The sequence below is a fragment of the Bariatricus sp. SGI.154 genome (assembly GCF_050313795.1).
GTDB lineage: Bacteria > Bacillota > Clostridia > Lachnospirales > Lachnospiraceae > CAMBRQ01.
Genome location: NZ_JBNPMC010000002.1, coordinates 94436 through 108135 on the forward strand (window position 1 = coordinate 94436; position 13700 = coordinate 108135).

The following is a 13700-nucleotide window of genomic DNA, read 5'->3' on the forward strand; positions in this document are numbered from 1 at the left end:
TTCGAGCATCCCGTAATACATGCCTTCGGCTGGTGGGCTCTGCACGATATGTATAAGATTAGGAAATATTTAGAATAGGAGTATGAAAGAAATGGCAAAAGTAGCATTGGAAGATTGGAAGGAATTAATTAGAGATCCAAAGATTGAGTGTATGAGCAGAGATGAGATGAGTGCACTGCAGAGTGAGCGCCTTGTAAAGCAGGTGAAGAATGTATATGATAACGTAGCATTCTACCGTAAGAAAATGGAGGATCTGGGAGTAGAACCTGGGGATATCAAGGGAATCGAAGATATTCACAAACTTCCATTCACAACGAAAGAAGATTTAAGGGATAACTATCCATTTGGACTTCTTGCAGTTCCGCAGGAGAAGATTGCCAGAGTGCAGGGAACATCCGGAACTACAGGAAAACTTACGCTTGCTTCTTATACACAGAAGGACGTTGACGTATGGGGTGAGTGTGTAGCCAGAGGCCTTACAATGGCAGGTCTTACCGCTGCTGACCGTATTCATGTATGTTATGGATATGGATTGTTCACCGGCGGTATGGGTCTGGATCTTGGCGCTCAGGCACTTGGCGCTATGGCGATTCCAATGTCTTCCGGTAATACCAAGCGTCAGTTGATGTGTATGGAAGATTTTGGGGCAACAGCATTCGCATGTACACCTTCTTATGCGCTGTATCTTGCAGAAGCAGCCCAGGAGGCTGGTATTGTAGACCGCCTGCAGATTAAGGCAAGTATTAATGGTGCAGAGCCTTGGACAGAAGAGATGCGTAAGAAGATTGAGAGCATCCTGAATATTAACAGTTTCGATATCTATGGATTGTGCGAGATTACAGGTCCGGGTGTTGCAATGGATTGTATCCATCATAAAGGGCTCCATGTATATGAAGATTATTTCTATCCGGAGATCTTGAATCCGGCAGATCAGTCTGCATGTGCAGATGGAGAGACAGGTGAACTTGTATTTACTACATTGGCAAAAGAAGGTATGCCACTTCTCAGATATAGAACCAAGGATTTGACAAGCATTGATCACAGTCCTTGTGCATGTGGAAGAACACTTCCAAGAATCCAGAAGTTCACCGGACGTACGGATGATATGAAGGTTATCCGTGGTGTCAACGTATTCCCGACTCAGGTTGAGACGGCGCTTCTCTCTATTGGTGGCGGCGTAGCACCTCACTATATGCTGATTGTAGATCGTGAGAACAATCTGGATGTACTGACCGTAATGGTAGAAGTAGATGAGAAATACTTCTCTGACGAGATCCGTAAACTGGATGAATTAAAGAACAAAGTGGCAGCAGTGCTGAAACAGGCATTGGGTGTATCCGTAAGAGTAAAACTTGTTGAGCCTAAGACGATTCAGAGAAGTGAAGGTAAGGCAAAACGTGTAATTGATAACAGAAATCTGTAAGAGGAGGGCAATGTCATGGGTGTAAGCAATACAATTCAGCAATTATCAGTATTTTTGGAAAATAGAGAAGGACGTCTGGATGATGTTCTGAAAGTCCTGGCAAAAAAGGACGTAGATATCGTAGCGTTGAGTCTGGCAGATACATCTGATTACGGAATGCTGCGCATGATCGTATCTGATCCGCATAAGGGACGTGCGGCTCTGAAGGAAGAAGGCATTACAGCGATGCTGACCGATGTAGTTGCACTGCGTGTACCACATGCGACAGGTTCGCTTAGCAAAGCAATGCACCAGATTGTAGAAGGCGAAGTTAACGTAGAATATATGTATGCGTTTGCGAATGGAAGTGATGCGGCAGCAGTACTTAAGAGTGATGATCCCGCGAGAGTGATCGACATTCTCAAAGGCAGTGGATTCGATGTGTACAGCGCTGATGAAGCATACCGCGCGAACAAATAGGACAGAGCAAAAGGAGGATAAACTAATGTTAGATAAAAAAGTAGTAGAATTGCTCAACCAGCAGGTAAATAAAGAATTCTATTCTGCATATTTGTACCTGGATTTTTCTAATTACTATTATGATCAGGGACTGGACGGATTCGGTAACTGGTATAAGATCCAGGCTCAGGAGGAGCGCGATCATGCGATGCTCTTCGTGCAGTATCTTCAGAACAATGGAGAGCAGGTAGTGTTAGAGGCGATTGATAAGCCGGGGGTTGCGCTGGAGAGTGCGAAGGCAGTACTGGCAGAAGGACTGAAACATGAGCAGTATGTAACAAGCCTGATACATAACATCTATGATGCTGCATATTCTGTAAAAGACTTCCGTACCATGCAGTTCTTAGACTGGTTCGTGAAAGAACAAGGCGAGGAAGAGACCAATGCGGATAATCTGGTAAAGAAGTTCGAATTATTTGGAGATGATCCGAAGAGCCTGTATATGCTTGATAGTGAGTTGGGAGCACGTGTATATTCTGCACCATCCCTGGTACTCTAATCATGAATCGTAAGAAAGTGATCTGTCCGTGCTACCATGTAACAAAGGGTGATATAGCAGATGCGATTGAGAGTGGGGCAGATTCATATAAGCAGGTAAAGAAGATGACCAGAGCCGGAAAAGGCTGTGGCAAATGTAAGAAAAAGGTAAAGAAACTGACGAAAAACTGCTTGCAAAACAATAAGAGATAGTAAGGTCATGAGGCTGGTTCCTGATGGCCTTATTATATCTGACGGGAGTTTTGAGAAGTAAAGGAAAGGAAATAAATATGAGCATGGATAATCAGAGCGCCGCATTGTCAATGTTAAGAGAGTCAGGCGCCATCTATGTCCTAATCTCTCAATATACGAATATTCCCTATGTGCAGTGTGATCCCGAGACTTATGATGATGAGGTCGTGCTGTTTTTCGCGGAGGAAGATGCGAAGCGAGAGATGATGAGACTTTGGGAAGAGAAGACTCCGGTGAAGGTGGCGAAGATTGAAAAGAAGGCCTTTCTTGGCTTTTATACCAGCCTGTATTCTATGGGAGTGAATTGTATTCGGATCAATCAGGGGATGTCTCGACCGATGGCAGTGCAGCTGCAGGATTTGATTCGACGTACTGATGTGGAGAACCGTCCGGAGGGACAGGGGCGTATTGAAAATCCTCAGTTACATCTGACTGCAATCTATTTTGTGCAGGAATTCCGGAAAGGACAGAGCGTAGAGATGTCGGAAGAAGTAAAAGAACTGAATGAAGAGATGCTGGCACATTTCCAAAGAGGAAGGTATATTGTGGCAGCACAGGAGAATCAAGGGCTTGCAGTGTTAAAAGAGAAGAATGGGCAGGTGTACCAGCCCCTATTTACAGATATTTATGAGTTCCAGAAATTTAATCGGGAGAAAAAATTCAAGCCAATGGTGATTGAAGCCGGAAAACTCACAGAACTTGTGTCCAAAGAAAGTGCAGGAATTGTGATCAACCCATTCGGAGTGAATGTTCGTCTGCAAATGGCGCAAAATAATGTGAAAAAGGCCAGATAACATAGTTATCTGGCCTTTGCCATAATCTCAATTTCATGTATTGCTTTTAGATATCTAAATCAAGTGCTGTTATATATATATAAAAGGTACATTTAAATTACGATTAGTGCTAGGATTAAAGTTTTGTTACGTTTACTGCCTGAGGTCCTTTAGCGCCTTCAGTTACATCGTATTCAACTTCTTGTCCTTCTTCCAGAGACTTGAAACCTTCCATGTTCAGTCCAGAGTAGTGTACGAATACATCATTACCTGTTTCATCGGAGATGAAGCCGTAACCTTTTTGGTTGTTGAACCATTTTACTGTACCTTTCATTATAATACCTCCATAAATAATTATTAAAACTAGAGTTATCTATAAAATCAATCTATAGATAATTCTTCATCAGATTAGCACATATTTATAAAAGAGTCAATGGATTTGACAATCTTTTTCATCTTTTTCACAAAAAGCAGATAAAAGGAATTGTTACCATGGGGATTTTCGGATACAATAATATTATGGAATCTTGACGAAATAAATGGAAACGTGTAAAGTATTAATTATCTAACGAAAAGTAAAGGACAAAAGAGTATGATTACATTGACGGGGAAAAAGGTATCCGAAGGCATTGCCATCGGTAAATTATCTTTTTATAAAAGGGATTCAAAAGAGATTCGCCGCATCTATGTAAAAGATGTTGAAAAGGAAGTACAGCGCTTTCAAAAGGCACGTCAGAAAGGCATACAGGAATTAAAGACGCTCTGCGATACGGCAGCAAAAGAAGTGGGTGAAGCCAATGCCGCAATCTTCGAGATGCAGCAGATGATACTGGAGGATCAGGATTTTGTTGATCAGATCACGAATATTATTGTAGAGCAGAAACTGAATGCAGAATATGCGATTCAGAGTGCGGCTGAGAATTTCATATCAGTGGCGATGGCAGGCGACAAGAATTATGTGCAGGGGCATGATGCGGATATCAAAGATGTTGCAAATCGTATTCTGCGTATTCTGGCCAGAGCATGGAAGAACAAGATGCTGACGGATGAACCGTTTGTTCTGGCTACGGGTGAATTGTATCCAAGTGAAGCGGTTCAGTTGGATAAGACGAAGGTTCTGGGGTTTGTTACAAGGTATGGAACGATCAATTCTCATACCGCGGTACTTGCCCGTACAAAAGGGATTCCTTCGGTAATCGGACTTGGAGAAGCGCTTAAGAAGGATTATGAAGGAAAGACCATCCTTGTAGATGGATTCGAAGGAAAAGTATATATTGAGCCTGATTATACAACGATTACGAAGATGAAGCAGAAGCAGGACGCCAATCATACACAGGTGCAGAACCTGGAACGATTGAAGGGGAAGGAGAATATCACCCAGAGCGGACAGAAGATTGATGTCTGTGCGAACATTGGCAGCAGGGAAGATATTGAGAATGTACTTCGTTGTGATGCAGGAGGAATTGGATTGTTCCGAAGTGAATTCCTGTATATGGAGAATGGAATGAAACTTCCGACAGAAGAGCAGCAGTTTCAGGCATATAAGCTGGCTGCCGAGTCTATGGGAGCCAAGAAGGTAGTGATACGGACGGCGGATCTTGGCGGCGACAAGACTGCTGAGTGTCTGGATCTGGGAGAAGACTCGAATCCGGCAATCGGATATCGTGGTATCCGAGTTTCTATGGATAAAGAGGATATCTTCAAGACTCAGCTTCGTGCTATATTAAGAGCGTCCGCATTCGGGAATATTTCTATTATGTTTCCGATGATTACATCGATAGAAGAAGTAACCTGGGCCAAGGATATGCTCCAGAAGGCGAAAAAGGAACTTAAGAATGAAAAGACTGCTTATGATGAAGAGATTCCGGTAGGGGTTATGATAGAGACGCCGGCTGCGGTTATGATCAGTGGAGAATTGGCAAGAGAAGTTGATTTCTTCAGTATCGGAACCAATGATCTGTCCCAGTTTACGCTGGGAATGGACAGGCAGAATGCAAAGATCGACAGATTCTATAATCCGCATCATCCGGCACTTTTGAAGATGATTCGTATAATTACCAATAACGTTCATCTGGAAGGAAAGCATATCAGTGTATGCGGAGATATGGCAGCAGATCTGGAACTGACAGAGTATCTGATTCAACTTGGAATTGATGAACTCTCGGTTGCGCCGAACCAGGTGCTTGGACTTCGTAAGAAGATCAGGGAAATTCAATAGTATAAGAATAAGAATCACTATGTTATCACAAGATATAGGGAGGCATAGTGGTTCTTTTTATATCATAGCAACTTTGTTCAAATGTATTTACTTTGTTGCTTTATTTTGTTAAAATATTAGTTGTTGTTAATATAACGAAAGAGAGACGATAAGGAGGAGAACATGTTAGAAAAGTTTTTTAAACTCAGTGAGAATGGTACGGACGCTAAGACAGAGATTCTGGCCGGTATCACAACATTCATGACGATGGCTTATATCCTGGCTGTTAACCCGAGCATCCTTTCTGCAACAGGAATGGATCAGGGAGCTGTCTTTACTGCTACGGCACTGGCATCATTAATCGGTACATTGCTGATGGCAGTTTTCGCAAATTATCCATTCGCACTGGCACCTGGAATGGGACTGAATGCATACTTTGCGTATACGGTAGTTCTTGGAATGGGATATAGTTGGGAATTTGCACTGACAGCGGTATTTGTAGAAGGTATTGTATTTATCGTACTTTCTCTTACGAATGTGCGTGAGGCGATCTTCAATGCAATCCCGCAGAATCTGAAAGCAGCAGTTAGTGTAGGTATTGGTCTGTTTATTGCGTTTATTGGATTGCAGAATGCGAAGATTGTAATTGGTGGATCTACACTGCTTCAGTTATTTTCTTTAGAGAATTATAACCTGGTCAATGGAGTAGAGGCTACTTTCAATGATGTGGGTATCACAGTACTTCTTGCAATTATCGGTATCCTGATCACAGGAATTCTGGTAATTAAGGACATCAAGGGAAATATCCTGTGGGGAATCCTGATTACATGGGTTCTTGGTATTATCTGTCAGTTTGCAGGGTTGTATGTTCCGAATCCTGAACTGGGTTTTTATAATCTGCTTCCGGACTTCAGCAGTGGATTGTCTGTGCCAAGCCTTGCACCAATCTTTGCAAAACTGGAATTTGGCGGAATATTATCATTAGATTTCGTAGTAGTAGTTTTTGCATTCTTATTTGTTGATATGTTCGATACAATTGGAACTTTGATCGGCGTATCTTCCAAAGCAAATATGCTGGATAAGGATGGCAAACTTCCTCGTATCAAAGGTGCTCTGCTTGCTGACGCGGTTGCAACAACAGCAGGTGCGGTACTTGGTACTTCTACAACTACAACATTTGTAGAAAGTGCATCCGGAGTATCTGAAGGAGGCAGAACGGGTCTTACAGCAGTGACAACGGCAATCCTTTTCGGACTGGCATTGTTCCTGTCACCGATCTTCCTGGCAATTCCATCCTTCGCAACGGCTCCGGCATTGGTAGTGGTTGGCTTCTATATGCTGACGAACGTTGTGAACATCAACTTTAATGATATTGCAGAGGCGCTTCCGTGCTATATCTGTATCGTGGCAATGCCGTTCTTCTACAGTATCTCAGAAGGTATCTCTATGGGAGTTATCTCTTATGTAGTGCTGAATGTTGTAACAGGTAAAGTAAAAGAGAAGAAGATCAGTATATTGATGTATGTGCTGGCGGTTTTATTCGTATTGAAATACATCTTCCTGTAGAATTGCATTGATAATGATATTGATGGAATTCTTACGGATGCGAATAAGATGAGCATTATGGGGTTGGGAATCTTTGATTTCCAGCCTCTTTTTGAGAAAGGAGGAGTAGATAATGGAATTCACACATTTTGACCAGAAGGGAAATGCTCTTATGGTAGATGTCTCAGAGAAAGGAATTACCAGCAGAACGGCACTTGCCGAGGGAAAGATCAGAGTCAGCCAGGAGGTGTTCGAAGCGGTTGCAGGGAAGAAAGTGAAGAAGGGCGATGTTCTGACGGTTGCTCAGGTGGCTGGAATCATGGGAACGAAGAGGACGTCGGAACTGATTCCCATGTGTCATCTTCTGAACCTTACAAATGCAGAGATTACTTTTGAGATGAATCCGCAGGAATTGGAGATTAAAGCGCTGTGCAAGGTGAAGACGGAAGGAAAGACGGGCGTTGAGATGGAGGCGCTTACGGGCGTATCTGTTGCGCTTCTTACGATCTATGATATGTGTAAGGCGATTGATAAGGAGATGGTGATAGGGGATATCCATCTGTGTGAGAAAAGTGGGGGAAAGAGTGGAGATTTTAAATTCAGGAAAGAGACCAGAGAGATCAGTCTTTGGTAGGTCATATTTTACATTAAAAAGCGTATCCGTACTAATCAAGTAAGGATACGCTTTTTCTATGATAATCTTATAATGTATCTTCGCGACGGATGTATCCAGGACGTTTTGGATCTCCGATGATCTCTTTTGCGTGAATAATTTTTGCATGTTTATCAACTACCTGGCAGTCAACGGTAACATTCTCGCCGATGATTGCTTCCGGGAGGATTACACTGTTCTTAACAACAGCGCCCTTCTTGATTACACAGCCACGTCCAATTACGGAGTTCTCGATTGTTCCTTCGATCAGGCATCCATTAGATACTACAGAACTCTTGACATCTGCTGTTTCAAAATACTGAGTTGGACAGGAGTCGTTGGTTCTGGTGTATACTGGCCAGTTCTCATTATCGAACAGGCTGGTTGCTGTCTTAAAGTCGATCAGTGAGATGTTCGCATTATAGAAACTCTCAAGATCAGTAATGGATGCGAAGAATCCCCTGTGAGAGATGCCGCGTACATCCAGTTCATTACATGCAGCATTTACAACATCTGCAAGTGTATACATGGAGGAAAGAGATTTTGCTTTCTTCACCAGTTCGATGAACAGATCTTTCTTCATGATGTAAGTGTCCATGAAGATCTTTCTGTCCTTGGCATTTCCGCGGTTTGGCTCCAGAGACAGTACACCTTTCTGACGGTTCAGGTTCAGTGTCGTGCAGTTCAGGAATGCTTCCTTTGCATTGTCTACGGAGTGATATAATAATGTGATGTCTGCTCCTGAGTCGATGTGATTCTGAAGCAGAGTATCAAAATTAGCGGAATATACCATATAGCTTGGAGCAATTACTACATATGGGTTATGTGCTCTCTCGATACATTCCATATTTTCTAAGAATGCAGAGATATCTGTATTGTAGATATCGTTCTCATCCTTGCCTTCAGCAAAAAGTATATGTAATTTGCCGCGTTTTGAGTTGATATTGTAATGTCTTCCGGTTCCAAGATGTTCGGTAAGGGAACGAGGTTTTCTTCTGATGTATACCTGGATACGGTCGATTCCGCTGTTGCTCATGTTAGAGATCGGGAAGTCGATTACACGGTATCTTCCAAGGAAAGAGAAGGCTCCGATCGGACGATAATCCTCCATTCCTCTTACTCGGATATTAGTTCCAGAAAAATTCACAATTCCTAATGCGTCGCACATATTATTCTACCCCCTTTACACGTTTTGCAACAAGCTCAATGTGCTCGCTGTCAGCGCTGCCTACAACAGCATCTTTGCCAATCTTAATGCCATCAGCTACGAGTGCGCGCTGTACAACAGCTCCGGCTTCTACCTTAACGCCAGGCATAAGCACGCTGTCGATAATCTTAGCGCCAGGTCCGACTTCTGCTCCGGTGAAAAGAACGGAATTCTTAACTTCGCCTTCGATGATGCATCCCTGTGTAATGAATGCACGATTAATCTTAGCGTCAGGTCCGATATAGTGAGGCAGAGTAGTTACATCTTCGGTATAGATCTTCCAGGTCGGGTCATTCAAGTCAAGTTCGTTGTTCTTATCCAGAAGATCCATATTCGCTTCCCATAAGGAATCGATTGTTCCTACATCCTTCCAGTAACCTTTGAACTTGTAAGCATACAGAGTCTTGCCGTCGTTCAGTAACTGTGGGATGATATCCTTGCCAAAGTCATGGTTGGAATCAGGATCTTTCATATCAGCGATCAACATCTTGCGCAGAAGTTTCCAGTTGAAAATATAGATACCCATGGATGCAAGATTGCTCTTCGGGTGCTCTGGCTTCTCTTCGAATTCCACGATGCGACCTTCTTCATCTGTATTCATAATGCCGAAACGGCTTGCCTCGTTCATCGGAACGCCGATAACTGCAATTGTTGCATCAGCATTATGGGTCTTGTGTTCTGCAAGCATCTTAGCGTAATTCATCTTATAGATATGGTCACCAGAAAGAATCAGAATGTATTCCGGTGAGTATGTATCAATGAAGTCGATGTTCTGTGAGATTGCATCTGCAGTTCCTCGATATACATCAAGATTAGCATCTGCTTTTTCACGTGGTGGAAGTACGTATACGCCGCTGTCCTTTGCATCCAGACCCCAACGGCGTCCGGCAGCAACGTAACTATTCAACAGAATAGATTCATACTGTGTCAGTACACCTACAACGTCAATACCACTGTTTGCACAGTTGCTTAATGGGAAGTCAACGATGCGGTATTTTCCACCATATGAAACGGCCGGTTTTGCTACTTTGTTTGTTAAGTCATGAAGGCGAGATCCCCGACCACCAGCTAAAATCATCGCTAACATATTGTTTTGTTTCATAGTGAGTCCTCTCTTTCCATTTGTGTTACATATTATTAATATTATACAATTTTTTGTACATTCTTTCCATATATATGTGCAAAAAATTAAACTTTTTATAAAAAATTTTGGTAAATACATTCTAAATCTGAGCAATTTTCTGCATATGAGGAATATAAAGAAATAACTGTTGACAACTTTCTTTGTCAATGCTAAGATGTTTATGACAAGAAAAGTTGTCAAAATGACAAAAATATATGTCGCAATAAAATGAAAGGATATATGCAAATGTTAGAATTGCCTGAAAATTAGAGGGGGTAAAGAGGATGCCATTAAGGAATCATCTGAAAGAATATCGTGCCAGGCTGGGACTCAACCAGACAGAACTGGGGAAGAAAAGCGGCGTCTCCCGTCAAACTATCAGTTTGATTGAAAGAGGAGATTATTCACCGTCAGTCACACTGGCATTAAAACTTGCGAAGATCTGCGGAGTAACCGTAGAAGACATATTTTCATATGAAGAGGAGGATGTGGAATGAAGACTTATCTGAAATATGCACTGAAATTACTTGTATGCATCTGTATCGGTGCAGTATTGGGAGCCGCGATTGCTTTTATTGATGTAAGTGAATGGGATAGGTATGCCGGGATAATACAGGGTATCATTCGCAATCATCTTTTTATGCTGCTGATTCTTTTGACGATTGCTTCGATCGTAACCGGTGAATTGACGTTGAAGAGAATGCGGAGATTGGGGGAAGAGTTCCCAGATGCGGAAGATGAGCGGGGCGATGAGATCGAGTATGAATTGGAACATATAGGCAGCATTGGCTTAATCGGAACTACGACAATCATGGTGGTATCCATTTTCGTGCTTGCGACGGTGTATTCCATGTCTTATATAGGTCGTGTTGTCAGCGCAGGCGATGAAAATCTTATGCTGTCTTTTGGCATTTTTATTGCTCTTAATATATACAACGGCTATTGGCAGATGCGTTATGTAAAGACAATCCAGCGGATCTATCCTGACAAGAAAGCCGATCCGACATCAGGGGAATTCCAGAAACAGTGGCTTGAGAATTGTGATGAGGCGGAACGGGAGATGATTTATCAGGCTGCTTATAAGACATATCTCCGTCTGAACAGGGTGATGCCTGTATTGACAGTCTTTGCCATGCTGGGGAATCTGATGTGGAATACAGGGATTCTTGCTGTGCTGCTGCTTGGTATTGTCTGGATTACGCTGGTGGTTACTTATTGTCGGGCATGTACAAAAATGAAAGGAACGAAACTAAATATATGAAATTGGAAGTAAAAGATTTGACGAAAATATTCGGAGAACGGGAAGTGCTTCACGGTATCTCGTTTTCTGTAGAGAGTGGCAGTGCTCTTGGATTATTAGGGAGAAATGGTGCAGGAAAGACAACGACGATTCGTATACTGATGGATGTATTTAAAAGCAACAGTGGAACAATTCTTCTGGACGGGAAGCCATTTTGTCCACGGGAGCATCAGATTGGCTATCTGCCGGAGGAACGAGGACTCTATCCTAAGAAAACGGTCAGCGAGCAACTGATCTATCTGGGAATGCTCAGAGGCTTGGATGCGAAAAAGGCTAAGGAACAGACGAAGAAATGGCTTAAGCGCATGGGTGTGGAAGAATATGAGAATCGGAAATTAGAGACATTATCCAAAGGAAATCAGCAGAAAGTACAACTCGCACAGACACTGCTATGTGACCCTGATATCATTATCCTGGATGAGCCGTTTTCCGGCCTTGATCCCGTGAATTCCCAGATTCTAAAGGATGTGATAAGGGAGCAGATACAGCAGAGAAAACTGGTCATCTTCTCCAGTCACCAGATGAGTTATGTGGAGGAGTTTTGTGAGGAGATTGCGATTTTGAATCATGGTGAGATCGTGCTTTTCGGAGATCTGAGAGAGATTAAGAGAGAATTCGGGCGGGATCGCCTGGTATTATCAAGTCTGGCAGAGAGCCCGGTTGAATTGGCTGAACGATTGGAGATGGGATATGCAGATATTCTGGAAGTGGAGAAGATACAAAAAGATCGTGTGATTATCCGTAAGAATCATCCGAAGAATAAGAATGCGATTCTGAAACGGCTGGTAGAGGAAGAGGTGGAGTTAGAGTTCTTCGGGCTATATGAGCCGTCTCTTAATGATATTTTTGTAGAAAAGGCAGGTGATGAGGCATGAAACAATTCATGACGGTATTAAGATTCGAACTGAATAACTATTTTAAGAATAAAAGTTTTGTGATAACAACGGCGGTGCTGGCAGTTTTACTTGCGGCAGTGATTATTGTGCCTACGTTGATTCCTGGTCTGCTTGGCGATGATTCGAGTGGAGAAGATGCGAAAGAGAACATGGAAAAAATGGGAATCTGCGTCCAAACGGAGGAGATTCGGGATATGAACTCTCTGCTTACAGTATTTCCTGCAAAATGGACTGAATTTGCAGATGAAAAAGAACTGAAACAGGCAGTAGAAACGGAAGAAATTGAAGCGGGATTCGTACTTAAGGATGGATATCAGGTTACCTATGTGGTGAATAATCTTTCTATTAGTGATACATTGTCAGAGCAGTTTGGAATGGCGCTGAATCAGTACCGTAAGCAACAGTATCTTGTGGAACTGGGATTAAGTCCGGAAGAAGCGGCGAATCTGGAGAATGCAGCAGTTACGGTGGTTCCGGAGATTCTTGGGAAAAATAGCGCTCGCAATTATGGATATACGTATATTTTGATCTTTGTTGTGTATTTTCTGATTCTATTCTATGGGCAGATGATAGCGACATCTGTTACAACGGAGAAGAGTAACCGGGCGATCGAGATTCTGGTTACAAGCGTGAATTCTAACAGTCTGATCTTCGGTAAAGTGTTGGCAGGAGCAATTGCTGGTATCATACAGGCGGCAGTAATCCTGGGAAGCGGATTCCTGTCATATCATACATTTGGAGAGAAGTGGGGAGGACTTTTAGACTTCCTGTTTGAGATACCTGTCAGAGTATTGGTAACTTATATTTTCTTTGCGCTTATGAGTTATCTTTTGTATGCATTCATCTTCGGAATGCTGGGGGCGATGGTGTCTAAGACAGAGGATATCAGCAAGAGTTCAACACCGATTACGATGATTTATGTTGCTTCGTTCCTGGTTGCGATTTTCGGGATGTCTGACAGCGACGGAATGCTGATAAAAGTTGCGTCTTTCATACCATTTACCTCCGGAAATGCAATGTTCATTCGAGTATCTATGGGAAGTGTGGCAGTCTGGGAGATACTGTTATCAGGAGGCTTGCTGCTTCTAAGCTGCGTTGTGGCGGGAATCCTGGCGGCGAAGATCTTCCGGTTTGGGACACTGCATTATGGGAATCCGATTAAGTTTAAGACGGCTTTGAAGAATGTACGGGGGAAATAATGGGAATTTAATTCATGAAGAGTAATTTGTAAGGTGTACGGCAGAGAGGGGAGTATGGTGGTTCTTATCCGACTCCAATCGCCTACAAACCACCATACTCCCCCTTTCTGCCTGACATTCTTATGTGTGACTCTTCATGAACGGGGAGGATTCCTGAC

Annotated in this window: 15 protein-coding genes; 12 read left to right on the forward strand and 3 right to left on the reverse strand. The window is 42.8% G+C overall.

Features of this window, described 5'->3' with window-relative positions; translation table 11 throughout:
* The first annotated feature begins 91 nt into the window (after positions 1-91).
* The 5 genes from ACQRBN_RS02370 (at position 92) to ACQRBN_RS02390 (ending at position 3444) form a co-directional block, all read left to right on the forward strand.
* Positions 92-1423 carry a phenylacetate--CoA ligase family protein gene (locus tag ACQRBN_RS02370; protein ID WP_427737333.1) on the forward strand — a complete coding sequence of 444 codons (1332 nt, stop codon included), beginning with the start codon at positions 92-94 and terminating at the stop codon, positions 1421-1423.
* 15 nt (positions 1424-1438) lie between these two features.
* Entirely contained in the window at positions 1439-1882 is a 444-nt protein-coding gene (locus ACQRBN_RS02375) for an amino acid-binding protein (RefSeq protein ID WP_427737334.1), read from the forward strand.
* 25 nt (positions 1883-1907) lie between these two features.
* Positions 1908-2420 (forward strand): ferritin, encoded by a 513-nt coding sequence (locus ACQRBN_RS02380; RefSeq protein WP_427737335.1) that lies wholly within the window; start codon positions 1908-1910, stop codon positions 2418-2420.
* A 2-nt stretch (positions 2421-2422) separates the two neighbouring features.
* Positions 2423-2611 carry a (2Fe-2S)-binding protein gene (locus ACQRBN_RS02385; RefSeq protein ID WP_427737336.1) on the forward strand — a complete coding sequence of 63 codons (189 nt, stop codon included), beginning with the start codon at positions 2423-2425 and terminating at the stop codon, positions 2609-2611.
* A 77-nt stretch (positions 2612-2688) separates the two neighbouring features.
* Positions 2689-3444 (forward strand): SseB family protein, encoded by a 756-nt coding sequence (locus ACQRBN_RS02390; protein ID WP_427737337.1) that lies wholly within the window; start codon positions 2689-2691, stop codon positions 3442-3444.
* A gap of 115 nt (positions 3445-3559) precedes the next feature.
* On the opposite strand, the gene ACQRBN_RS02395 is transcribed toward ACQRBN_RS02390, so the two are convergent.
* Positions 3560-3757: a cold-shock protein gene (locus tag ACQRBN_RS02395; RefSeq protein WP_427737338.1), complete on the reverse strand. Its 198-nt coding sequence runs from the start codon at positions 3755-3757 to the stop codon at positions 3560-3562.
* A 258-nt stretch (positions 3758-4015) separates the two neighbouring features.
* Here ACQRBN_RS02395 and ptsP point away from each other — a divergent pair, with 258 nt between their 5' ends.
* The 3 genes from ptsP (at position 4016) to moaC (ending at position 7799) form a co-directional block, all read left to right on the forward strand.
* Entirely contained in the window at positions 4016-5641 is a 1626-nt protein-coding gene (gene ptsP / locus ACQRBN_RS02400) for a phosphoenolpyruvate--protein phosphotransferase (RefSeq protein ID WP_427737339.1), read from the forward strand.
* 162 nt (positions 5642-5803) lie between these two features.
* Positions 5804-7186, forward strand: coding sequence for an NCS2 family permease (locus tag ACQRBN_RS02405; protein WP_427737340.1), 1383 nt, complete (start codon positions 5804-5806; stop codon positions 7184-7186).
* Between the two features lie 112 nt (positions 7187-7298).
* On the forward strand, positions 7299-7799 hold the full coding sequence (gene moaC, locus ACQRBN_RS02410) for a cyclic pyranopterin monophosphate synthase MoaC (RefSeq protein WP_427737341.1): 501 nt from the start codon (positions 7299-7301) through the stop codon (positions 7797-7799).
* 67 nt (positions 7800-7866) lie between these two features.
* On the opposite strand, the gene glgD is transcribed toward moaC, so the two are convergent.
* Together glgD and ACQRBN_RS02420 are read right to left on the reverse strand one after the other, a co-directional pair.
* Positions 7867-8985 carry a glucose-1-phosphate adenylyltransferase subunit GlgD gene (gene glgD, locus ACQRBN_RS02415; protein ID WP_427737343.1) on the reverse strand — a complete coding sequence of 373 codons (1119 nt, stop codon included), beginning with the start codon at positions 8983-8985 and terminating at the stop codon, positions 7867-7869.
* A 1-nt stretch (position 8986) separates the two neighbouring features.
* Entirely contained in the window at positions 8987-10126 is a 1140-nt protein-coding gene (locus tag ACQRBN_RS02420; RefSeq protein ID WP_427737344.1) for a glucose-1-phosphate adenylyltransferase, read from the reverse strand.
* Between the two features lie 305 nt (positions 10127-10431).
* On the opposite strand from ACQRBN_RS02420, the gene ACQRBN_RS02425 reads away from it, so the two are divergent.
* Genes ACQRBN_RS02425 through ACQRBN_RS02440 form a run of 4 tightly spaced genes read left to right on the forward strand, consistent with a single transcriptional unit; the run spans position 10432 to position 13542 of the window.
* Complete coding sequence (locus ACQRBN_RS02425) at positions 10432-10644, forward strand: helix-turn-helix transcriptional regulator (protein WP_427737345.1); 213 nt, start codon at positions 10432-10434, stop codon at positions 10642-10644.
* Complete coding sequence (locus ACQRBN_RS02430; protein WP_427737346.1) at positions 10641-11408, forward strand: DUF3169 family protein; 768 nt, start codon at positions 10641-10643, stop codon at positions 11406-11408. Before ACQRBN_RS02425 ends, ACQRBN_RS02430 begins: the two co-directional genes overlap by 4 nt.
* Positions 11405-12322, forward strand: a complete 918-nt coding sequence (locus ACQRBN_RS02435) for an ABC transporter ATP-binding protein (RefSeq protein ID WP_427737347.1) — start codon at positions 11405-11407, stop codon at positions 12320-12322. The genes ACQRBN_RS02430 and ACQRBN_RS02435 overlap by 4 nt, the downstream gene beginning before the upstream one ends.
* Complete coding sequence (locus tag ACQRBN_RS02440) at positions 12319-13542, forward strand: ABC transporter permease (protein ID WP_427737348.1); 1224 nt, start codon at positions 12319-12321, stop codon at positions 13540-13542. The genes ACQRBN_RS02435 and ACQRBN_RS02440 overlap by 4 nt, the downstream gene beginning before the upstream one ends.
* The last annotated feature ends 158 nt before the right edge of the window (positions 13543-13700 follow it).